Annotated in this window: 26 protein-coding genes; 8 read left to right on the forward strand and 18 right to left on the reverse strand. The window is 65.0% G+C overall.

Annotation, left to right across the window (positions count from 1 at the left end; all coding sequences use genetic code 11):
- Nucleotides 1-195: 195 nt before the first annotated feature.
- The 10 genes from lolD to IP90_RS16930 all read right to left on the reverse strand — a co-directional run bounded on the left by lolD (nt 196) and on the right by IP90_RS16930 (nt 7,405).
- The gene (lolD, locus tag IP90_RS03180) at nt 196-879 is read right to left on the reverse strand and encodes a lipoprotein-releasing ABC transporter ATP-binding protein LolD (RefSeq protein ID WP_484496917.1); all 684 of its coding nucleotides are present in this window, start codon (nt 877-879) and stop codon (nt 196-198) included.
- A gap of 55 nt (nt 880-934) precedes the next feature.
- Complete coding sequence (locus IP90_RS03185; RefSeq protein WP_144898195.1) at nt 935-2,176, reverse strand: lipoprotein-releasing ABC transporter permease subunit; 1,242 nt, start codon at nt 2,174-2,176, stop codon at nt 935-937.
- A gap of 54 nt (nt 2,177-2,230) precedes the next feature.
- Nucleotides 2,231-2,683: a hypothetical protein gene (locus tag IP90_RS03190; protein WP_144898196.1), complete on the reverse strand. Its 453-nt coding sequence runs from the start codon at nt 2,681-2,683 to the stop codon at nt 2,231-2,233.
- Nucleotides 2,634-2,882, reverse strand: a complete 249-nt coding sequence (locus tag IP90_RS03195) for an FAD assembly factor SdhE (RefSeq protein ID WP_199753381.1) — start codon at nt 2,880-2,882, stop codon at nt 2,634-2,636. The genes IP90_RS03190 and IP90_RS03195 overlap by 50 nt, the downstream gene beginning before the upstream one ends.
- On the reverse strand, nt 2,879-3,298 hold the full coding sequence (locus IP90_RS03200; protein WP_144898198.1) for an MAPEG family protein: 420 nt from the start codon (nt 3,296-3,298) through the stop codon (nt 2,879-2,881). Before IP90_RS03200 ends, IP90_RS03195 begins: the two co-directional genes overlap by 4 nt.
- Before the next feature lie 162 nt (nt 3,299-3,460).
- Nucleotides 3,461-4,243, reverse strand: a complete 783-nt coding sequence (locus tag IP90_RS03205) for a succinate dehydrogenase iron-sulfur subunit (RefSeq protein ID WP_144898199.1) — start codon at nt 4,241-4,243, stop codon at nt 3,461-3,463.
- Between the two features lie 100 nt (nt 4,244-4,343).
- The gene (gene sdhA / locus IP90_RS03210) at nt 4,344-6,134 is read right to left on the reverse strand and encodes a succinate dehydrogenase flavoprotein subunit (RefSeq protein ID WP_144898200.1); all 1,791 of its coding nucleotides are present in this window, start codon (nt 6,132-6,134) and stop codon (nt 4,344-4,346) included.
- Nucleotides 6,135-6,138: 4 nt separating this feature from the next.
- Nucleotides 6,139-6,552, reverse strand: a complete 414-nt coding sequence (gene sdhD, locus IP90_RS03215; RefSeq protein ID WP_144898201.1) for a succinate dehydrogenase, hydrophobic membrane anchor protein — start codon at nt 6,550-6,552, stop codon at nt 6,139-6,141.
- Nucleotides 6,549-6,944, reverse strand: coding sequence for a succinate dehydrogenase, cytochrome b556 subunit (gene sdhC, locus IP90_RS03220; protein WP_144898202.1), 396 nt, complete (start codon nt 6,942-6,944; stop codon nt 6,549-6,551). Before sdhC ends, sdhD begins: the two co-directional genes overlap by 4 nt.
- Before the next feature lie 158 nt (nt 6,945-7,102).
- Complete coding sequence (locus IP90_RS16930) at nt 7,103-7,405, reverse strand: DUF1674 domain-containing protein (protein ID WP_484496915.1); 303 nt, start codon at nt 7,403-7,405, stop codon at nt 7,103-7,105.
- On the opposite strand from IP90_RS16930, the gene ygfZ reads away from it, so the two are divergent.
- On the forward strand, nt 7,317-8,168 hold the full coding sequence (ygfZ, locus tag IP90_RS03230; RefSeq protein ID WP_484496916.1) for a CAF17-like 4Fe-4S cluster assembly/insertion protein YgfZ: 852 nt from the start codon (nt 7,317-7,319) through the stop codon (nt 8,166-8,168). The genes IP90_RS16930 and ygfZ overlap by 89 nt on opposite strands.
- A 27-nt stretch (nt 8,169-8,195) precedes the next feature.
- Here ygfZ and IP90_RS03235 read toward each other — a convergent pair whose 3' ends face one another.
- The 6 genes from IP90_RS03235 to IP90_RS03260 all read right to left on the reverse strand — a co-directional run bounded on the left by IP90_RS03235 (nt 8,196) and on the right by IP90_RS03260 (nt 14,664).
- Nucleotides 8,196-8,753 carry an NADPH-dependent FMN reductase gene (locus IP90_RS03235; protein ID WP_144898203.1) on the reverse strand — a complete coding sequence of 186 codons (558 nt, stop codon included), beginning with the start codon at nt 8,751-8,753 and terminating at the stop codon, nt 8,196-8,198.
- A gap of 96 nt (nt 8,754-8,849) precedes the next feature.
- Entirely contained in the window at nt 8,850-11,117 is a 2,268-nt protein-coding gene (locus IP90_RS03240) for a thiamine pyrophosphate-dependent enzyme (protein WP_144898204.1), read from the reverse strand.
- 142 nt (nt 11,118-11,259) lie between these two features.
- A complete protein-coding gene (locus IP90_RS03245) occupies nt 11,260-11,898 on the reverse strand; it encodes a glutathione S-transferase family protein (RefSeq protein ID WP_144898205.1) in 639 nt (212 codons plus the stop codon).
- Nucleotides 11,895-12,455 carry a GNAT family N-acetyltransferase gene (locus tag IP90_RS03250; protein WP_144898206.1) on the reverse strand — a complete coding sequence of 187 codons (561 nt, stop codon included), beginning with the start codon at nt 12,453-12,455 and terminating at the stop codon, nt 11,895-11,897. Before IP90_RS03250 ends, IP90_RS03245 begins: the two co-directional genes overlap by 4 nt.
- A 28-nt stretch (nt 12,456-12,483) precedes the next feature.
- Nucleotides 12,484-13,647, reverse strand: a complete 1,164-nt coding sequence (locus IP90_RS03255) for an acyl-CoA dehydrogenase family protein (protein WP_144898207.1) — start codon at nt 13,645-13,647, stop codon at nt 12,484-12,486.
- Between the two features lie 201 nt (nt 13,648-13,848).
- Nucleotides 13,849-14,664, reverse strand: a complete 816-nt coding sequence (locus IP90_RS03260) for a glycine zipper 2TM domain-containing protein (RefSeq protein WP_144898208.1) — start codon at nt 14,662-14,664, stop codon at nt 13,849-13,851.
- Between the two features lie 179 nt (nt 14,665-14,843).
- On the opposite strand from IP90_RS03260, the gene IP90_RS03265 reads away from it, so the two are divergent.
- Nucleotides 14,844-15,071, forward strand: a complete 228-nt coding sequence (locus IP90_RS03265; RefSeq protein WP_144898209.1) for a DUF6116 family protein — start codon at nt 14,844-14,846, stop codon at nt 15,069-15,071.
- A complete protein-coding gene (locus IP90_RS03270) occupies nt 15,068-15,847 on the forward strand; it encodes a TatD family hydrolase (RefSeq protein WP_199753382.1) in 780 nt (259 codons plus the stop codon). Before IP90_RS03265 ends, IP90_RS03270 begins: the two co-directional genes overlap by 4 nt.
- A 28-nt stretch (nt 15,848-15,875) precedes the next feature.
- Here IP90_RS03270 and IP90_RS03275 read toward each other — a convergent pair whose 3' ends face one another.
- Nucleotides 15,876-16,685, reverse strand: a complete 810-nt coding sequence (locus IP90_RS03275; protein WP_144898210.1) for a tRNA threonylcarbamoyladenosine dehydratase — start codon at nt 16,683-16,685, stop codon at nt 15,876-15,878.
- A gap of 75 nt (nt 16,686-16,760) precedes the next feature.
- Between IP90_RS03275 and IP90_RS03280 the strand changes: the two genes are divergently transcribed.
- Nucleotides 16,761-17,228, forward strand: a complete 468-nt coding sequence (locus tag IP90_RS03280; RefSeq protein ID WP_242007467.1) for a hypothetical protein — start codon at nt 16,761-16,763, stop codon at nt 17,226-17,228.
- A 109-nt stretch (nt 17,229-17,337) separates the two neighbouring features.
- Complete coding sequence (locus IP90_RS03285) at nt 17,338-17,823, forward strand: glycine zipper 2TM domain-containing protein (protein WP_144898211.1); 486 nt, start codon at nt 17,338-17,340, stop codon at nt 17,821-17,823.
- 91 nt (nt 17,824-17,914) lie between these two features.
- Here IP90_RS03285 and IP90_RS03290 read toward each other — a convergent pair whose 3' ends face one another.
- Nucleotides 17,915-18,124: a cold-shock protein gene (locus IP90_RS03290; RefSeq protein WP_137265652.1), complete on the reverse strand. Its 210-nt coding sequence runs from the start codon at nt 18,122-18,124 to the stop codon at nt 17,915-17,917.
- 245 nt (nt 18,125-18,369) lie between these two features.
- On the opposite strand from IP90_RS03290, the gene IP90_RS03295 reads away from it, so the two are divergent.
- From IP90_RS03295 to IP90_RS03305, 3 genes are all read left to right on the forward strand, one after another.
- Nucleotides 18,370-18,873, forward strand: a complete 504-nt coding sequence (locus IP90_RS03295) for a DUF456 domain-containing protein (RefSeq protein ID WP_144898212.1) — start codon at nt 18,370-18,372, stop codon at nt 18,871-18,873.
- A 73-nt stretch (nt 18,874-18,946) separates the two neighbouring features.
- Nucleotides 18,947-20,323 (forward strand): mechanosensitive ion channel domain-containing protein, encoded by a 1,377-nt coding sequence (locus tag IP90_RS03300; protein WP_144898213.1) that lies wholly within the window; start codon nt 18,947-18,949, stop codon nt 20,321-20,323.
- Nucleotides 20,320-21,459, forward strand: coding sequence for a phospholipase A (locus tag IP90_RS03305; RefSeq protein WP_144898214.1), 1,140 nt, complete (start codon nt 20,320-20,322; stop codon nt 21,457-21,459). The genes IP90_RS03300 and IP90_RS03305 overlap by 4 nt, the downstream gene beginning before the upstream one ends.
- Nucleotides 21,460-21,536: the final 77 nt, after the last annotated feature.

The following is a 21,536-nucleotide window of genomic DNA, read 5'->3' on the forward strand; positions in this document are numbered from 1 at the left end:
CAGCGTGACATAGGAAAAGTCTGACCGCGGAAAGTACGCGGCCCGGCTCCATTGCGACGGCTGTAAAGGAGTGGCTGAGCGCATCGAGCGCATCGATGGCGAACGTCTGCAGCTGTCGCAAGACGTTCTCGTCGAACACGGATCCGACGGCAGCTGGGTGACTGGAGCGGACGTCATCCGCCGTTCCGTCATGCCTCACACCTCGTCGGCCGGCAACTCCCTGAGCCTGCCTTCGTGCAGCTCGAGCACGCGATCCAGGCGCCGTGCCAGGCGGCGATCGTGGGTGACCATCACCAGGCTGGTCCGCTCGGCGCGGTTGAGTTCCAGCATCAGTTCGAACACCGTGGCTGCCGTCTTCTCGTCGAGATTGCCAGTAGGTTCGTCGCCGAGCACGCAGGCCGGGCGGTTGACCAGCGCACGTGCGACCGCCGCGCGCTGGCGTTCGCCACCGGACAGTTCGCCCGGCTTGTGTTCCAGCCGGTGGCCGAGGCCGACCGCTTCCAGCAGCGATTTCGCACGCGATGAAGCGTCGGGAACCGTGGTGCCATTCAACAGCACCGGCAGCATCACGTTCTCCAGCGCGGTGAATTCCGGCAGCAGGTGATGAAACTGATAGATGAAGCCCAGCGCGCGGTTGCGCAACGCACCGCGCGCCGCGTCCGACAGCGCCGACATCTTCTGCCCGGCGACATAGACTTCGCCCGCCGTGGGCGTGTCCAGTCCGCCCAGCAGGTGCAGCAAGGTGCTCTTGCCGGCGCCCGAAGCGCCGACGATGGCGACCGTTTCTCCAGCGGCCACGTCCAGGTGCAGGCCATCGAATACCGGCGTGCGCAGTTTGCCTTCGGCATAGGTCTTGGCCAACCCATCGGCACGCAGCACTTCCGCATGCGGCTGCACCTCGGATTCCCGAATCCCGAACCCCGAGTCCCGGCCCTCACTCATAACGCAACGCCTCCGCCGGTGCCGTGCGCGAGGCGCGCCAGGCGGGGTAGATGGTCGCCAGGAAGCTCATCACCAGCGCGACGATCGCGATCGTGACCACGTCGCTGGACTGCAGCTCGGTCGGAAGTCCGGTGATGTAATACACGTCCTCCGGCATCAGTTGCACGGAGAACACACGCTCGATCGCGCGCAGGATGTGTTCCAGGTTCAAGGTCAGCAGGATGCCGCCGACCACGCCCATCACGGTACCCATCACCCCGATCAGCGTGCCCTGCACCATGAAGATCTGCATCACGCCCTTCGGTGCCAGGCCGAGCGTGCGCAGGATCGCGATGTCCGCCTGCTTGTCGGTGACCAGCATCACCTGCGACGACACCAGGTTGAAGGCACCCATGGCGATGATCAGCGACAGCAGGATCGCCATCATCGTCTTCTCCAGCTTCAGCGCGCGGAACATGTTGGCGTTCTCGCTGCTCCAGTCGCTGACGTTGTAGCCGCCTCCCAGCCGTACCGCCAGGTCGCGCGCGACTTCCCACGACAAATTCATGTCGTGCAGCTTCAGGCGCACGCCGGTGACGCCGTCGCCACTGCGCAGCACGCGCTGCATGTCCTGCAGGTTGGCGATGGCGAGGTTCTTGTCGTATTCCTGGTAACCGGCCTCGAACAGGCCGCTGACGGTGAAACGCTTGAGTTGCTGGATCGCGCCCATCGGCGTGGCGCGGACGTCGGTCAGCACGACGATCTTGTCGCCGACCCCGACACCCAGCCACAAGGCCAGTTCCTTACCCAGCACGATGTTGAAGCTGCCAGGCGTGAGCTGGTCGAGCTTGCCCTGGACCATCTTCTCGGCCAGCACCGACACCTTGCCTTCCTCCGACGGCACCACGCCGCGGACGATCGCCGGCTGCTTGCGCGGCCCGGTCAGCAGCGCCTGCGCATCGATATAAGGTGCGGCACCGGCAACGCGCTTGTCCTCCATCGCCAGTCGCACCGCCTGCTGCCAGTCCTGCATCACCTCGCCGTCGGCACTGACCGTCGCATGCGCGGCCATCTGCAGCATGCGGTCGCGGATCTCGCGCTGGAATCCGCTCATCACCGCCAGCGTGGTGATCAGCGCGGCCACGCCCAGCGCGATGCCGAGGATCGAGGCCAGTGAAATGAAGGAAATGAAGCCGTTGCGGCGCTTCGCGCGCAGGTAGCGCAGGCCGATGGCAACAGGGATGGGTTTGAACATCAGGTTCCAGTCAGCGGATTGGCATTGCCAGCCGTTTCAAGCCGGACGAAGCGGCTATGGTGCCATCGAAGGCCCGTACGGCGAAGTCTGCGCCGCGGCCGCGGCCAGACGCAGTTCACGTCGGCGCGCCGGCGGCAGCGTGTCCGGCCACCAACTCTGGCGCCGGATCCGCCCGCGCGTGTCTCGCCAACGGACGAAGGCCCACGGGCCACGCCATGTGATGACCAGGTCGTTCGCAATGTCGCCATCGACCGTAGGTGGCCGGTCGTTACCGGGCCAGCACCAGGCCTGCGTCGGTTTTCGCGCTTCGTTCCGCGCCGACCGGGTCGCATGACCGAGTGCTAGCAACGCCAGCGGCCAGGCCCAGGCACGCGGCATCTCCGATACCAGCACCGACAACATGGCGAGCACGCCGAGCAGGAGGATCGCGCCGACCAGCCAGCGCGATGGTCGCCATTCAAGGCGGCAGCTGACGGATGCGTTGGACGAGCGTGGCGATCTGGACATCGTCGGGAGTGTCGTAGCCCATGAACCAGCGCCAGAGCTTATCGTCCTCGCAGTCCAGCAGTTGTAGGAAAACGCCGCGTTGCGCGTCGGAATCCTGCGCCCATTGCCGATCCAGGTAGCGCAGCATCAGCTGGTCGAGCTCGCGCATGCCACGGCGACAGCGCCAGCGCAGGCGTTTCAGCTGCGCGTCGTCGCTCACGGCAGCAGGCGCAGCGCCAGGCAGGCCCACAGCGCCCACAGCACCACTCCGCTGGCCAGATAAGCGTAGAAGCGGTGCATGACCTTGTTGTAGCTGCATTGGATAGCGCTATGCACCACCCGCAGCGCGACGAACAGCCAGGCAAACGCCAGCATGGCCGTCGTGACCGACCCGGTCAGCGCAGCAACGACCAGCGCCAGGTAGAACAGCACCGGCAGTTCGAACAGGTTGCGGAAGTTATCCGCGGCACGACTGTCGGTGAGGCGTGCAGTGGCCTGCGCGGAAGTTGCCACTGCCTGCGGATGGATGCGCTCGCGCTTCATCTGCCCGACGCGCATGAAGAACATCCGCAACCAGACCACGAGGGTCAGCGCGACCATTGCCAGCGCGGGGAGGAAGATCGCGTTGGCGTTCATGCGTTGCCTCGTGTGGGTTGCAAGGTACGGCGGGTGCGATCGCTATGGTTCGAGGGAAGGAAAAACAGGTCCCTCACTTCGTTCGGGATGACAGCGAGGGACGGGATGACAGCAAGGATGGAAACAGTGGACTCGGCAGCGTGTGTCGAGAGGGCACGGAACTCAGCCGCGACGCGCCAGCATCAACTGCTTGATCTCACCGATCGCCTTGGCCGGGTTCAATCCCTTCGGGCAGGTCCGCGCGCAGTTCATGATGGTATGACAGCGATACAGCTTGAACGGATCCTCGAGGTCGTCCAGGCGCGCGCCGGTGTCCTCGTCGCGGCTGTCGATGATCCAGCGGTAGGCCTGCAGCAGCACGGCCGGGCCGAGGTAACGGTCGCCGTTCCACCAGTAGCTCGGACACGAGGTCGAGCAGCACGCGCACAGGATGCATTCGTACAGGCCGTCGAGCTTGGCGCGGTCTTCCTTCGACTGCAGCCGCTCGCGATCCGGCGGCGGTGCGCTCTGGGTGCGGATCCATGGCTGGATCGATGCGTATTGCGCGTAGAAATGGGTCAGGTCAGGCACCAGGTCCTTGACCACTTCCATGTGCGGCAGCGGATAGATCGGCACTTCATTCTTGCCGCAATCCGATATCGCCTTGGTGCAGGCCAGCGTGTTGGTGCCGTCGATGTTCATCGCGCAGCTGCCGCAGATGCCTTCGCGGCACGAACGGCGGAATGTCAGTGTCGGATCGATCTCGTTCTTGATCTTGATCAACGCGTCCAGAACCATCGGCCCGCACTTGTCGAGGTCGACCTCGTAGGTGTCGGTGCGCGGGTTCTGGTCGTCGTCGGGACTCCAGCGGTACACCTTGAAGGTACGCGCACGCGTCGCGCCGGCGGCAGCGAAATGCCTGCCCTTCTGGACCTTGGAGTTCTTGGGAAGAGTGAATTCGGCCATTTGAGATCCGTGATTCGTGATTAGTGATCAGTGATTCGGAACGGCGATTCGCGACGACTGCTTCTACGAATCACCCATCGCGAATCACCAATCACGGCCTTTAGTACACCCGCGGCTTCGGCGGCACCACGTCCACTTCATCGGTGAGCGTAACCATGTGCACCGGCCGGTAATCGATGCTGGTCTTGCCGGCATCGTCGACCCGGCACAGCGTGTGCTTCTGCCACTGCTGGTCGTCGCGGTCCGGGAAGTCCTCGCGCGCATGCGCGCCGCGGGACTCGGTGCGGTTCTCGGCGGAAACGATCGTGGCGAGGGCCTGACCCAGCAGGTTCTGCAGCTCGAAGGTTTCGATCAAGTCTGAGTTCCACACCATCGAACGATCGCTGACCTTGACGTCGGCGAACGAGGCGTGGATCTCGCGGATCTTCCTGACACCATCGGACAACGTCTCGCCGGTGCGGAACACGGCAGCGTCGGCCTGCATGGTGCGCTGCATCTTGTCGCGAATCACCGCCGTCGGCGTGCCGCCATTGGCGTTGCGCAGCTTGTCGAGGTTGGCCAGCGACCGGTCGCAGGCATCGGCGGCGAGCTTGCCATGGCTCTGGCCCGGCTTGATCGTTTCGGCGCAACGGTTGGCGACGGCGCGGCCAAACACCACCAGGTCGAGCAGCGAGTTCGAGCCCAGCCGGTTGGCGCCGTGCACCGATACGCAGGCCGCCTCGCCGATCGCGTACAGGCCCGGCACCACCGCGTCGGGGTTGCCGTTCTTCAGCTGCACCACTTCGCCGTGGTAGTTGGTCGGGATGCCACCCATGTTGTAGTGCACGGTCGGGATCACCGGGATCGGCTGCGTCTCGACGTCGACGCCAGCGAAGATGCGCGCGCTCTCGGCGATGCCCGGCAGCTTCTCGTGGATGTCCTTCGGATCGAGATGGGTCAGGTCCAGGTGGATGTGGTCCTTGTGCTCGCCCACGCCGCGGCCTTCGCGGATTTCGATGGTCATCGAGCGGCTGACCACGTCGCGCGAAGCCAGGTCCTTGGCGTTGGGCGCGTAGCGCTCCATGAAGCGCTCGCCGTTGCTGTTGCGCAGGATGCCGCCTTCGCCGCGCACGCCTTCGGTGATCAGGCAGCCGGCACCGTAGATGCCGGTCGGATGGAACTGCACGAACTCCATGTCCTGCAGGCCGAGGCCGGCACGCAGCGCCATGCCGCCACCGTCGCCGGTGCAGGTGTGGGCGGAAGTGGCGCTGAAATAGGCGCGACCGTAGCCGCCGGTGGCCAATACCACGCCCTGCGCGCGGAACAGGTGCAGGGTACCTTCGGCCATATCCAATGCCAGCACGCCGCGGCAGGCGCCCTGCTCGTCCATGATCAGGTCGAGCGCGAAGTATTCGATCATGAAACGCGCGTCATGCTTCAGCGATTGCTGATACAGCGTATGCAGGATCGCGTGGCCGGTGCGGTCGGCCGCGGCGCAGGTGCGCTGCGCGGTGCCCTGGCCGTAATGCGTGGTCATGCCGCCGAACGGGCGCTGGTAGATCTTGCCGTCTTCGGTACGGCTGAACGGCACGCCCTGGTGTTCGAGCTCGATGATCGCCGGGATCGCTTCCTTGCACATGTACTCGATCGCGTCCTGGTCGCCCAGCCAGTCCGAGCCCTTGATCGTGTCGTAGAAGTGGAAGCGCCAGTCGTCCTCGCCCATGTTGCCGAGCGCGGCGGAGATGCCGCCCTGCGCCGCGACGGTATGCGAACGCGTCGGGAATACCTTGGTGATGCACGCCGTCTGCAGGCCCTTCTGCGCAAGGCCGAACGTGGCGCGCAACCCGGCGCCGCCGGCGCCGACCACGATCATGTCGTACTTGTGTTCGGTAATGGGATAAGCGGTCTTCATGTATTCAGGCCATCAGCGCGATGCGGCCGATCGCGTACAGCGACGCAAACGCGCCAACCACGCAGGCCAGGGTGACAAGGAGTTGCGACGCCACTTCCAGCGTGCGGGTATGGACATAGTCTTCGATGACCACCTGCAGGCCGAGCTTGGCGTGCCAGAACAGCGCCAGCATGAACACCGCCAGCAGGATCGCATTCCATGGCCTTGCGATCATGGCGCGCGCGGCGTCGAGATCGGCGCCGACCAGCGACACCAGCAGGTACACCAGCCATGGCACCAGCACGGCCAGCGCGATCGCGGTCACCCGCTGCCACCAGAAGTGGTCGGTGCCGGATTTGGCCGAACCCAGGCCGCGGGCACGTGCGATCGGCGTCCTCAGGTCGCGCGCGCGTACTTCCTGTTGGCGTGATCCGCTCATGCGCCACCCCGCAATGCCAAGAACCAGATCGCCGCGGTAACCAGGACCGTCAGCACCGCGACGGTATATCCGGAGCGATAGACCGCCGGAATGTCGAAGCCGCGACCAGCGTCCCACAGCAGGTGGCGAATGCCGTTGAACAGGTGGTAGACCAGGCAGGCGGTGAAACCGAACAGCGCAAGCTTGCCGAGCGGCGATGCCAGGCATGTGGCCAGGTTCGCGTAGCTGTCGCCGCCAGCGGCCAGTGCCAGCAGCCACCAGGCCAAGCCGAAAGCGCCTGCGGCAAGCGCGAGGCCGGTCAGGCGATGCAGGAAGGACATCACCGTGGTGATCTGCAAACGATAGGTCTGCCCGAGCATGAACGGTGACAGGGGACGTTCGCGATTCGCCATCGTGCGGCTCTTCTCTCGCTGGGCGGCCGGGGCCGCGTGGCTGACGGTACGAACGCCCTCTGCCGTACCGGGCAGAGGGCTGGAGCAGTGGAGTCGCACTATCTTCGGCGCGCCGCCCCTTCCCCGATTTTCCCCGCAAGCGGGGAAAAGTGCAGGCCTCAGAAATCGATACAGCGACCGTTCTTTTCCCAATCGCCATACCGCGTCGGATCAGGGCCTTCGCGGCCACCGATTTCCCTGGCGGATGTCGATGCCGGAACGGACTGTTCGGTCTGCTCCGGTTCGGGTGTCGGGACGGTTTCGCCTATCATTCCGGTGCCTCGCAACCCAGCAATTCTAGTTCCCAGCCACTTTTCGGACAAGCCACGCACCTTGCAAGCACAGCCGTTCCTCCTTGCCGACCATTCCATCGTCACCCTCGAAGGGCGTGATGCGGCTGCCTTCGCGCAGGCGCAATTCATGAACGATGTGAAGGCACTGGCTGCCGGACAATGGCAATGGAATGGCTGGCTGACGCCGAAAGGGCGCGTCATCGCGCTGTTCGCTCTGCTGAAACTCGATGACGAGCGTATCTGGCTGCTGCTGCAGGATGCCGATCCCGCGGAACTCGCGGCGCGGCTGCAGCGCTTCGTGTTCCGCAGCAAGGTGACCGTCCGCGTCCGCGAAGACCTGCTCGTCAGCGGCGCCTTCGGACGTCCCGATCACGCCCGCGGTGCGCGACTGGCCGTCCGCGACGAGCACGATATCGAGCTCGACCTGGGCGCTGCCGGCAGTCCGCGCACGCTGCGCGTCACGAAGGACGCAGGCGCGATCCTGGACGAGGTTGCCCTCGCCCGCTGGGCTGCCGTCGATCTGGCGCATGGCCTGCCACGCCTGGCGGCGGCGCAGTCGGAACAATGGACGCCGCAGCAGCTCTCGCTGGGCCGATTACAGGCTTACAGCGTCAAGAAAGGTTGCTATCCGGGACAGGAGATCGTGGCACGCACGCATTTCCTCGGCCAGGCCAAGCGCGGCCTGGCCCTGTTCGAATGCGAAGCGCCGGCGGCTGCGGGCATGTCGGTCGGCGACGACGGACGCGCGCTCGGCAGCATCGTCAGCGTCGCGGCATCGGACCAGAAGTTCCTGGCACTCGCGGTCCTGCCACTGGATTCGCCGGAAGACAAACTCAATGCCGACGGCATCGCGCTCCGTCCGATGGCACTGCTCGACGGACTCGCACGCTAGATCCTGCGGAGGTAGCGTGAAATCGGGTCAGGCCCCGCGCTGCTTGCCGACCCAGGCCACGTATTTGTCGACGAAACCCTGCAGAAACTTGCGGGTACCGTCGTCGCCGATGTTGCCGTTGTCATCGATCAGGCCATCCTTCATCTGCACGAAAACTTCCGGTTGGCCCAGAGTCGGCACGTCGAGGTAGGCCAGGATGTTGCGCAGGTGTTGCTGCGCCAGTGCGGTACCGATCGTGCCGATGGAAATCCCAAGCACTCCGGCCGGTTTGCCGGCGAAGGAATTCTTGCCCCAGGGACGCGAGGCGATGTCGATGGCATTCTTCAGCACGCCCGGCAGCGAACGATTGTATTCCGGGGTAACGAACAACAGCGCGCCGGCGGCTTCCACATCCTTCTTCAGCCGCGCGGCTTCGGCCGGGTAATCGTCGTCGAAATCCTGGTTGTAAAGCGGCAGGTCGTCGATGCGGACATGCGTGAATCCGTAGTCCGCCGGCGCCAGCTTCTCGATGGCCCGTGCCAGCTTGCGGTTGAAAGAATCCTTGCGCAGGCTACCGACGAACAATGCGACCTGGGTCTTGCTCATGACCATGCTCCGGAGGATCGAAGCCGGACTATGCGCGCGACATCGTAAGCGTCACGTCAAGCACGACCCGATTTCCGTTCCGAAGGCCGTTGCGGCTCATGCGAGCGAGTCGGCCGCGGCGATGATCTCCTCGTCCGATGGAATCACCAGGAAGGCCGCACCCGCCAGCGGCGTGAAAGTGTCGGCGCCGACCACGCGCCGGAACGGGCGCGCGCCATGGCCGCCTTCGGCAATCGCCGTGATGATGCCCTCGCCCACGCCAGCGCTGTGGCGGCCCTCGTCGACGATCAGGATGCGCTTGGCAGTACGCGCCTGCTCGACGATGTAGGCCTCGTTGAGCGGCACCAGCCAGCGCAGGTCGACCACACGCGTCTTCCAGCCGTGCTTGTTCTCGATCGCGCGGGCGGCACGCAAGCTCATCGGCACGCCATTGCCGAAAGTGAAGATGACCAGATCCTCATTGCCGTCGCCATAGACACGGCCCTCGCCCAGCGTCATCGCCTGGTCTGGCGACGGATAGCCGGTGAGCCACTGGCCATCGCCCGGCTCATGCAGGTCCTTGGTCATGTACAGCGCGATCGGCTCGAGGACAGCGCAGACGCGGCCATCGACCTTGGCCAGTGCAGCCAGCGTACGCAACATCGTGGCCGCATCGTCGCCGCGGCTCGGACAGCCGACGACCAGGCCCGGAATGTCGCGCAGCGCAGTGATCGAGTTGTCGTTGTGGAAGTGCCCGCCGAAGCCACGCTGGTAACCCAGCGAAGCGATGCGCATCAGCATCGGGTTGCGGTACTGGCCATTGCTGAAGAACTGCAGGCTGGCCGCCTCGCCGCGGATCTGGTCGCAGGCATTGTGGAAATAGGCCAGGTACTGGATTTCCGGCAACGGCAGCATGCCCATGTTGGCGTAGCCCTGGGCCAGGCCGAGGATGATGGTCTCGTCCAGCAGTGTATTGAACACGCGCTTGTTGCCGAAAGCCTTGTGCAGGCCCTTCGTCACCGTGTACACCCCGCCCTTCTGCGCCACGTCCTCGCCGAACAGCAGCGCTTCCGGATACTTGCAGAACAGATCGTGCAGGGCCTGGTTGATCTGGATGGCCAGGTGCTTCGGCGCCTGCTTCTCCGGCAGTTTTTCCTCGCCGCCGAATACCGCCGCACGCCGATCGGAATAATCGGCGCGCGTCGCCTCCGCCTGCACCTTGTCCGGTGAATATGGAGCCAGCGGCGCCATGACGTCGGCCAGCGTCGACAGGCGCGGACGGCTGTCGGCCTCTTCGGCGGCGGCAAAGCATTTCTGTCGCGTCGTTTCGTACAGGGCGAGGATGTCGTCCTTCGACATCAATCCCGATTCCAGCGCGATCGACGCGCTGCGCAACAGCGGATCGGACGCCTCGACCGCGCAGAGCTCTTCGATGCTGCGCCATTCGATCTCGAAATCGGTGCCGGCGTGGCCCATGATCCGCGTCGTGCGCAGGTGCAGAAAGGTCGGCCGCCGCGTGCGTCGGCAATGCTCTACGGCCTTCTGCACGTCGCCATAGCCGGCGGCCAGGTCCAGCCCGTCGGCATAGAAATAATCGAGGTCGCGACGGTCGCGGAAGTTCTGCGCCACCCAGCCATTCGGCGTCTTCACCGAGATGCCGATGCCGTTGTCCTCGCAGACGAACAGCACCGGAGCCGGCAGTTTCTGGTACGCGGTCCAGGCGGCGGCGTTGAACGCGGTCTGCGCGGTGGCGTGATTGGAACTGGCATCACCGAACGAACAGATCGCGATGCTGTCGTCGGGAATCGGCAGCGCATGGCCGATGCGCCTGCCCTGCTCGATCGCGACCGCGGTGCCGAATGCCTTGGGCAGGTGCGAGGCGATGGTCGAGGTCTGCGGCAGCACCCACAAAGGCTTGCTACCCCAGACCTTGTGGCGGCCACCGGACGCGGGATCGTCCTTGCTTGCAGCGAACGACAGCGCCGAATCCATCACCGGGTCCATGCCCGGCAGCTTGCGGAAGCGCTCGGCCATGAAGCCGCCGCTGCGATAGTGCAGGAAGGCCGGATCGGTATGCCGTGCCAGCCGCGCGACCATGGCGTTGCCCTCGTGGCCGCTGCTGCCGATGGTGTAGAAGACCTTGTTCTGCACGCGCAGCACGCGCGCCATCAGGTCGAGATGGCGCGAGATCAGCTGCGATTCGAACAGTTCGCGAAAGCCCTGTGCGTCCAGCGAACTGCCGTCGAGGATCGCATCGTCCGGCTCCGGTGCGCTGTGGGCGCGCCCGCGCCAGCCGCGCACGAACTCGCTGAAATTGACGTCGCAGATCTCGGCGCGGTTGAGGCCGCGCATGCGGGCGGGAATTGGATTGGGAGCGGCATTCATGGCGATGAGTTCTTCCTGTCATACCGCAGCGGCGAGGGATCAAATTTTGTTGCGACTGAAACGGATCCCCCGTTGCGCACGGGATGACGGCAATAGGTCCGGATGACAATAAACGGGTTCAGGAGTGCATGGAGCTCGGAATTCAGATCGCCAGCAAGGCGGCATTCTCGGGCGCGGGATCCGGCATCGCGACGAAACCTGGCGTGGCCCGCACGCGCTCCAGCCAGTCGCGGAGCGCCGGATAGGATGCAAGATCGAATCCGCCGTGATGGGCGACGTCGGTATAGGCGAACAAGGCAATGTCGGCGATGCCGTAATCCGGTCCGGTGAACCAGGCGTTGCCAGCAAGATGTTTCTCCATCACCGCCAGCGCCTGGTGTCCGCGTTCGAGGCAGCGCGGCAACTCGGCCGTGCGGCGCGGTGAATCGGCCGGCGTCCAGCCACGGATGAAGCGCGCCACTGCGACGTAGGGTTCGTGGCTGTACTGCTCGAAGAACATCCAGCTCAGCGCTTGCGCCTTTTGCCAGCCGTCGGACGGCAGGCAGGCCGTACCATCGGCCAGCCAGCACAGGATCGCATTCGATTCGGCGAGCACGCGCCCATCGTCCAGTTCAATGATCGGCACGCGGCCATTTGCATTCTTCGCCAGGTATTGCGGCGTGCGCGACTCGCCCTTGGAACTGTCGATTTCCACCCAGCGGTATTCGCGTCCGAGCTGTTCCAGCAGCAGTCGCAACTTGTGGCAGTTGCCGGAAACCGAATAGCCGTAGACCGTGATCATGCGACGACTCCCTCCCGCGCGCGGCGCGCCAGCCACTGCTCGCGGGTCTGGCCCCAGATCTCGATGGGGTGCTCCTCGCTGGGCGGCGGCAGCTTGCCCGGCCCCTGATTGCGCGATCCCAAGCGTTCGGCCACGCGCTGCGAAGGTACGTTGCCCGGATCGATGCAATGGATCACGTCGTTCCATCCCAGATTGTCGAAAGCCCAGTCCAGCGCTGCGACACCGGCCTCGGTGGCGTAGCCCCTGCCCTGGGCATCGGGATGGAAGACCCAGCCCACTTCATTGCCCGGCCAGCCGTCCGGCCGCCAGGGTCCGAGTTGGCCCAGCCAGCGACCGCTATCCTTGTCGACGACGGAAAACATCGCGAAACCCTGCACCTGCCAGGCACCCGGCATCTGCAGGAACTTGCGCCACGCCACCGCGCGCGGCAGCACGCCGCCGAGGAATTTCATGGCGCCCTCGTCGGCATGCAACTCCGCGTAACGATCGAAATCCCCGATCTGCGGGAGGCGCAGGATCAGGCGCTGGGTTTCGATGCGGATGTCGGGTGCGGCCACGTCTGCTCCTGGTAATTCGAGGACGACTTCAGAATGCGTTGATGCCGGTCAACTCGCGCCCGACCACCAGCTGGTGCACGGTTTCGGTGCCTTCGTAGGTGATCACGGACTCGAGGTTCAGCCCATGGCGGATCGGACTGTGCTCGGTGGTGATGCCGGCGCCGCCGAGCAGGTCGCGCGCCTCGCGGGCGATGTCGATCGCCATCCGGCAGTTGTTCCACTTCGCCAGGCTGACCTGGGTCGGCTGCATCTTGCCGGCGTCCTTCAGACGGCCCAATTGCAGCGACAGCAGTTGCGCAGTGGTGATGCGGCGCGCCCAGTCGGCCATCTTGATCTGTGCGCTCTGCGTCGCCGCCACCGGGCGGTTGAACAGCATGCGTTCCTTGGAATAGTTCAGCGCTTCGTCGAGGCAGGCGATGGCAGCGCCGATCGGTCCCCAGGTGATGCCGTAACGCGCCTGGGTCAGGCAGCCGAGCGGGCCCTTCAGGCCTTTCACGTTCGGCAGGCGATTGGCCTCCGGCACGCGCACGTTGTCGAAGAACAACGCGCTGGTCACCGACGCGCGCAGGCTCATCTTGTGCTTGATCTCCTGGGCGGTGAAGCCGGCGAAATCCTTTTCGACCACGAAGCCCTGGATGCCGTCGTCGGTCTGCGCCCAGACGATGGCGATGTCGGCCACGTTGCCATTGGTGATCCACATCTTGCCGCCGTTGATGACCCAGTCGGCACCGTCCTTCTTCGCGTGGGTCTTCATGTTGGCCGGATCGGAACCGCCCTGCGGCTCGGTCAGGCCGAAGCAGCCGATCACCCGGCCCGCAGCCATGTCCGGCAGCCAGCGCTGGCGCTGTTCCTCGGTGCCGTAGGCATAGATCGGATACATGCACAGCGAGGACTGCACGCTGGCGAAGCTGCGGATGCCGCTGTCGCCGCGCTCCAGTTCCTGGCAGATCAGGCCGTAGCTGACCGCGTTCAGCCCGGCGCAGCCGTATTCCTCGGGCAGGGTCGCGCCGAGCAGGCCGAGCTCGGCCATTTCCGGGATCAGTTCGCGGGGGAAACGGGCCTGGTCGAAGCAGTCGCCGATGATCGGCAGCACGCGTTCGTCGGTGAAACGGGCCACGGTTTCCTGTACGGCACGCTCCTCTTCGCTGAGCAGGGAACGGACGTCGTACAGATCGTAGGGATGCAGGGCCATGGCAGGTTTCGGCGAGCGGGAAACCATCATTGTATCGGGCCGTGTTGCAGCGCGGCACCTGTGCCCATCCGATCAGTGCCTGCGGCGATCCCGGGGCAGAGGTCAGCTCGCCTGACGCCACGGCTGGGCCCATCCTTACGAGAGCCAGAAACGAAACGGGCCCGGCAATGCCGGGCCCGTGCAAATGCTTTCGCGTGGATCCTACTGACTTGAAGCGGTGTCGCCCGAAGCCGACGCCACCTGGGTCACGACCTGGCCGTCGATCACCGGCAGGCGATCGCCCGGCTTCTGGTCCATGCGCACGGTCTGTTCGCGACCGCCGTAGCGGTAGGTCACGTCATAACCGGTGATCACCTCTTCGTCGCCGAGCAGGATGCGCTCGCCCGGCTTGCTGCCGGTGCGCATCGTGTCGGTGGTGCCATCCGGATTGCGGTAGGTCACGTTGTAGGCGACCACGCGGCTGGACTGGGACGTGCCGGACACCGTATGGCACTGGCGCTCGGTACGATTGACGACCTGGCCGCCGACATGGCGCCGGTCGATCTCGCGACCGGCGAAGCCGCCACCGACCGCGCCGGCCACCGTGGCCAGCTTGCGGCCGTTGCCGCCGCCAACCTGGTTGCCGATCAGGCCGCCGATCACCGCACCGGCGACCGTGCCGCCGACATTGCCGTCGCGTTCCGGCGCCCTCTCCTGTACGACGACGTCATTGCAGACTTCGCGCGGGTTGGAGGTGGTGGTGGTTTCGCGGACCGGCTCGGAACCGATCACCGTTGCATACAGCTTTTCCTTCTCGGTGATCGGACGCGCATCGATGACCTGCGCATATTCGACGCGGCCGCTGGCGGGGATCGTGTTGTCGGCCAGAGCATCGTCACCCAGAGCGCCGGGCTGCAGCTGCGATTGTCCAGCCACCGAATAGTCGGGCTGCTTGTCGCGGTTGTTCTGGAAAGCCGCGACGGCGACGCCGCCGACCAGCAGCGAGGCCAGTGCAATTGCCAACGTATTGTTCTTCATGCTCGCCTCCTGGGCGGAAAGGTTCCGCGTTGATCGTGCTGGTATTGCAGCACGCGTTAGCTGAACCGAAAGGTGAAAGTTTCGTAACAAGCTGTCGGAAAGATAAACTGTCAGCAGACCTGCAGGCACTCCACCCGCGTGGTAGCGTGACCTGCATCACCCTCCTTCGAGGACCGGTCATGGCGAGTCTCGTGGTCGCGCCGTTGCTGCGCTGGTTCAGTCGCCTGCGCTATCCGCAGTTGTTCCTTATCACCGCGGCGATATTCGCGGTCGACGTGGCCGTGCCGGACCTGATCCCGTTCCTCGATGAATTGCTGATCGGCCTGACCGCACTGCTGCTGGCGCATTTCAAACGCCGCAGGCTCGAATCATCGGCGCCGCTCGAAGGCGAATCCGAACGGCAATGAGTGTCGCGCTGGTCGACAGCCATTGCCACCTCGATGCATCGGAGTTCGATGCCGACCGCGCCGCAGTCATCGACCGCGCCGTCGCGGCCGGCGTCACCCGGCAGATCGTTCCGGCGGTCACCGCCGCGGGCTGGCCCAAGCTGCGCGAAGTGTGCGCGCTCGCGCCGGGATTGCATCCGGCCTATGGCCTGCATCCGATGTACCTGGAGCAGCATCGCGAAAACCACCTGCCCGCGCTGCAGGACTGGATCGAACGCGAACGGCCGGTCGCCGTCGGCGAATGCGGACTGGACTACTTCGTCGAAGGACTGGATCCGGAACGGCAGCAGCACTATTTCGATGCCCAGCTGGCGCTGGCGCGCGAATTCGACCTGCCGGTGATCGTGCATGCACGACGCGCGGTGGACGCGGTGATTGCGGCGATCCGGCGCATCGGTAGCCTGCGTGGTGTCGTGCACAGCTTTTCCGGCAGCCCGGAACAGGCGCGACAGCTATGGCAGCTGGGGTTCCTGATCGGGCTCGGCGGACCGGTCACTTACGACCGCGCCAACCGCCTGCGCCGCCTGGCGGCCACGATGCCGCTGGAGTACCTGCTGCTGGAAACGGATGCACCCGACCAGCCCGACGCCCAGATCCGTGGCCAGCGCAACGAACCCGCGCGCCTGTCGACGGTCCGCGACACCATCGCAGGATTGCGCGATATCGATGCGGACGAAATCGCAAGCATCACGGCGGCCAACGCCAGGCGCCTGTTCCATCTGCGCGCTGCGCCCTGAGTACGTCCGCGCTGCAAGCGGGCTGGAGCTATGCAGTCGGGACAACGTTCGCGGCGGGTTTTAGCAGCATTTCGATCGCCTTGCCCACGGCCGCGAAAGCGAATGCGCCGGTGATATGCGTCGCCGCGCCCAGCCCTGCCCCGCAATCCAGCTTCAACGCGGCATCGGCCCCCATCTTCGGACGCAGGCCCGACACGCTGCCGTCGGCCTGGGGATACCTGACGTTCTCCAGGGAATAGATCGCCGGCACACCGAAATAACGCTGCGGGCTCTTCGGGAAATTGAACTCGGCGCGCAGCTTCTTGCGGATCAGGGCCAGCATCGCATCGTGTTCGGTGCGCGACAGGTCGCGCACGCGCACCAGCGTCGGGTCGGTGCGCCCGCCCGCCGAGCCGACCGCGATCACCGGCTGCTTGCGGCGTCGGCACCACGCGATCATCTCGACCTTGGCGCGGAAGCTGTCGCAGGCGTCCAGCACCAGGTCGAAGCCGCTACCCAACAGCGGCTCCAGGGTGGATGGCGTGACGAAGGCCTGCACGGCATCGATGCCGATCTGCGGGTTGATCGCAAGGCAGCGTTCGGCCAGCGCCTGCGCCTTGTTGCGGCCGTACTGCCCTTCCAGCGCCGGCAACTGCCGGTTGGTGTTGGACAGGCACAGGTCGTCGGCGTCGATCAGGGTCAGGTGGCCCACGCCGGTACGCGCCAGCGCCTCGACCGCCCACGAGCCGACACCGCCGACACCGACCACCGCGACCCGGCAATGCATCAACCGTGCGACGGTGCCGCGCCCGTACAGCCGATCGATGCCGGCGAAGCGTTGCTTCCACTCTTCTTTCATGCGGCCAGTCTAATCGCCGGCACGGCCTGTCGTGCATGGCGTGGTATGTTCGCGCCGATTCCAAGGGAGCCCGCCATGTCCAGCACGCCAGCATCCACGCCGCCACCGCCGCCTTCGACCGCAGCCAAGTCCTCCCACGCCACCCGCTACCTGTTCCTGTTCCTGATCGGACTGGTGATCGGCATCGTCGCCACGGTGATGGCGATACGCGCGATCGATGCGCGCAAGGATCATTTCCATGGATCGGTAATGCACGTACAGCAATGGCACCTGGCCCAGCTGAAGACCAATGTCGAGCGCAACCGCTGCGGCGCGACCGATACGTTGCCGCACCTGCAGGCGCTGCGGACCATGTCCAACGACCTGGAGCCTGCCTTCCCTGATCTGCGCGACGACCAGCGTTTCGCGCAGCACGCCAGCCAGATGCGCGGCACGCTCGATGGCGCGCTGGCGACGCCGCCATTGAACTGTCCCGGCGTCACCACGATCGTCTCCAGGATCGGCGAAGCCTGCAAGGCATGCCACCAGGATTTCCGCAACTGAATACCCGCTGACGGATGATCATCGGTTGACAGCCCATTCATCGTGGTCGATCTAAGTTCGACATCGAAAAGCTACGGCGACGCTTCGCCCTGACATCAAGGAGAGACGCATGAACATCCGTCTGATCGGCTTCGCCGCCGTCGCCACATTGGCGATGGCTGGTTGCGCGACCACCTCGCCGGGCTATGGCGGCGGCTACAACAACGGCGGTTACAACAACTATCCACCACCCTCCAGCAGCCGTTCCTGCTACGACTGTGGCACCGTCATGCAGATCGAGCGCGTGCCGGGATCGGGCGCCCCGCGCGCGACCGGCGCGATCCTCGGCGGCATCGTCGGTGCCGCGATCGGCCGCGAAGTGGCCGACGACCATACCGACAGCAAGGGCCGCAAGAATGCCGCCACCATCGGCGGTGCCGCGGCCGGCGCGCTGGCCGGCAATGCCATCCAGAAGAACGTGACCAGTGCCGAGAACAACGTCACCGTGCGCATGGACGATGGTCGCACGGTGGTCGTACAGCAGACCGATCTGGCCGGCATCCGGGAAGGGTCATACGTCCGTGTCTACAACGGTCGCGCCTGGCCGCAGCAATAAAAAGCAATGCGACCGACCCGCACGGGTCAGCATGAAAAAACCCCCGGCATCGCTGCCGGGGGTTTTTTGTTGGCCACGGGGGCGGCCGGAATTACATGGGTTCCACAGCGTCGGCCTGCAGTCCTTTCTGGCCCTGGACGACGGTGAAGCTGACCTTCTGCCCTTCTTTAAGACTCTTGAATCCCTGCGATTGGATCGCACGGAAATGCACGAACACGTCTTCGCCATTCTCGCGGCTGATGAAGCCGAAGCCCTTGGCGTCGTTGAACCACTTGACGGTACCTGTTTCACGGTTCGACATCTGTCTTGCTCCTTGAAGCAGTTTGGTAAACGCCGCGAACCACTCGCGACGATGCTGGTTACAAGGAGGAAGCGAGGTGCAAGGATGTAGCGGATCGGGAACAGGGATCTACCGCATCAGGCCACGATTCACGGTGACCCTTGAAACTCAGCGAAGGCAACTTACCCCGGCATTTGTGAAAATGCAATCGCGCTTCCGGACCGTTCGGAAAGCCGGCCAACACCCCGTTTTCCAAGGAAAATACGATGGACCCGAAGACGCTTTATTACGTGATCGCGGTGGTGCTGGTGGTGGTCGGCATCATCGGCACGGTGCTGCCGGCACTGCCCGGATTGCCGCTGGTTTTCGCGGGCATGCTGCTCGCGGCGTGGGCGGGCGACTTCGAGCAGATCGGACCCGCGATGATCGTGCTGCTGGCGGTGCTGACACTGCTGTCGATGGCTGTCGACTTCTGGGCCACCGCACACGGCGCCAAGCGCGTCGGCGCCAGCCGCAAGGCCCTGGTCGGCGCCGTGCTCGGCACGTTCGCCGGGCTGTTCGTGTTCCCGCCAGTCGGTCTGTTCGTCGGCCCGTTCGCCGGCGCGCTGGCCGGCGAACTGCTGCATCAGCGCAGCGTCGACCGCCGCAGTTTCGGGCATGCGACCAAGGTCGGCTTCGGCACCTGGTTCGGGATCGTGCTCGGCGTGGTGCTGAAGCTGGGCATCGCTTTCGCCATGATCGGCTTGTTCGCATTGGCGTGGTGGTTGTGATTGCTCGTCGACATGGCTCCAGACCCCAGCGCGTACACTGCCCGGCAACACAGGAAGACCGATTCAAACGCCCATGCACTTGATTGATCCGGCGACACGCGCCTCTTCGCGCCCACCCCGCCTGCGGCAATCCCTGATCTGGCTGTTGTGCCTGCTGATCGCTTGCGGCAGCGCCTCCGCATGGGCGGTACCGGCACTCCTGCTCGCCAAACAGGCCAAGCCTGCCGCAAGCGCCAGCGTGGAGACTGATCCTGCCGCCGACGGCGAAGCCCGCGACCGGATCGCAGCACGTCTGCGCGAGGTGGACGGCCTGCAAGCGGTGATCCCCAGCGTCAGCAATGGCGCGGCCACGCTCGACGGCCTGGTGCGCAGCGAGCAGATGCGCAAGGCGGCCGCGACGATCGCCGCCGGCACGCCCGGCATCACCAAGGTCGACAACCGGATCGAGGTGCATACCCCTGTATCGACGCGACTGCGCGCCGCCTGGGACCTGATCCTCGCCAAGATGATCCGTCTGCTAGCGGCGCTGCCGCTGCTGGTAGTCGCGATCGTGATAGTGCTGCTGGCGAGCTGGATCGGAGGTTTCCTGTCCAGGCGGCTGCACTGGCTGCGCATCAAGAGCCGCAACCCGTACATGGATGGCCTGTTGCGGCGCGTGGTGCAGACCATCGCGCTGCTGATCGGTGTCCTGATCGCATTGGACCTGCTCGGCGCCACTTCACTGGTAGGCGCGGTTCTGGGCTCGGCTGGCGTGATCGGCCTGGTCGTCGGTTTCGCCTTCAGGGACATCGCCGAGAACTACGTGTCCGGCGTCCTGCTGAGCCTGCGCCGGCCATTCGCGCCGGGCGACCACGTGATGATCGACAACCGCGAGGGCAAGGTCGTGGCGCTCAGTTCGCGCAATACGGTGCTGATGACCATGGACGGCAACGAACTGCGCATTCCCAACGCCATGGTCTTCAAGTCGATCGTGCTGAATTACTCGCAGAATCCGCAACGCCGCTTTGAATTCACCATCACCATCGACGCGGCGGAATCGATCGGGCGCTCGCAGGATCTGGCGTTGCTGCAGATCGCCAAGGTGCCGGGCGTGCTCGAGGAACCGGCGCCATCGTCCGTGGTCCAGGACTTCGCGCCCACCGGCATCGTGCTGCGCTTCTTCGGCTGGGTCGACCAGCGCGAGACGGATCTCGGCAAGAGCCGGGGCGAAGCGATCCGCCTGGTCAAGGCTGCCTTCGCGGATGCCGGCATCGCGGCACCGCAGACAACCTACAACATCGTCAGCACGCGCAAGTCCGTGGATGCCGACGAGCCGCGAAAGCATCGCGAATCGACACGCGTCTCCAACGCCGACACCTCGGTCAACCGCGACATAGATACGCAACTGGCTGCCGCGCAGCGTGCTGGCGTGGACGAAGACCTGCTGGAAGCCGGAGGGCCCAAGCCATGAAAGTCCGTCGCGATGCCATCCGGATCCTGCTGGCCACGCCTCTCCTTGTCTGCTGTCCCGCTTTCGCACAGACCTACCAGCCCGGCAGCGTCGAAGCCTGCCGTGCGATCGCGGTCGATGCCGAACGCCTGGCCTGCTACGACGCTGCCGTGCATCGCAAGGCACCGGACACCCGGCAGGCGGACGCCGCCGCGGCCGAGGCCAGGCAGGAGCGCGCGGCGACCACGCCCGCTTCGGCGCCGATGAAGACGCGCGCCAAACGCACGATGGAGAACCTGTTCGGCGAGGATCTCGGCGACGACGCCATCGCCAATGCAGGCAAGGGTTCGCTGCTCGATCGCCGCTGGGAACTGGCCAGGGATTCCAAGCTGGGGCCGTTCCAGTTGCGCGCCTACAAGCCGGTCTACCTGTTCCCGGTGTTCTGGACCAGCAACAAGAACGAGATGCCGCACTCGCCCAATCCCAACAACACGGTGACCACGCCGGAGCCGCTGGACGAGATCGAAGCGAAGTTCCAGCTCAGCTTCAAGACCAAGATCGTCGAGAACCTGTTCGGCGACAACGGCGACATCTGGGGTGGCTACACCCAGAGTTCGCGTTGGCAGGTCTACAACGCCGACATATCGCGACCGTTCCGCGAAACCAATTACGAGCCGGAAGTGATGCTGGTGTTCCGCAACAACTACAGCATCGCCGGCTGGAAGGGCCGCATGACCGGCATCCAGTTCACCCACCAGTCCAATGGCCGCAGTGATCCTCTGTCGCGCAGCTGGAACCGCGCGATCCTCAACATCGGCCTCGACCGCGAAAACTGGGCGCTGTCGCTGCGGCCGTGGTACCGGTTCTCCGAAGACGCCGGCAGCGACAACAACGCCGACATCGAGGACTACATCGGCCGCGGCGACGCCACCCTGGTCTACAACCGCAACGGACACGAAGTCGCGTTGATGGCGCGGCATTCGCTACGCAGCGGCGACCGCTCCCACGGTGCCGTGCAGCTGGACTGGGGCTTCCCGATCAGCAACCTGCTGCGCGGACACGTGCAGATCTTCGATGGTTACGGCGAAAGCCTGATCGACTACAACCACCGCGCCACCTACATCGGCCTGGGCATCTCACTGCTGGAATGGTACTGAGCCTCCGGAATCGGACTCCCGCTTTCTACTGTCATCCCGAGCGCAGCGCGGGAACTGCTTCTCGGCGATGACTGGAA

The organism is Luteimonas cucumeris (assembly GCF_007830035.1).
GTDB lineage: Bacteria > Pseudomonadota > Gammaproteobacteria > Xanthomonadales > Xanthomonadaceae > Luteimonas_C > Luteimonas_C cucumeris.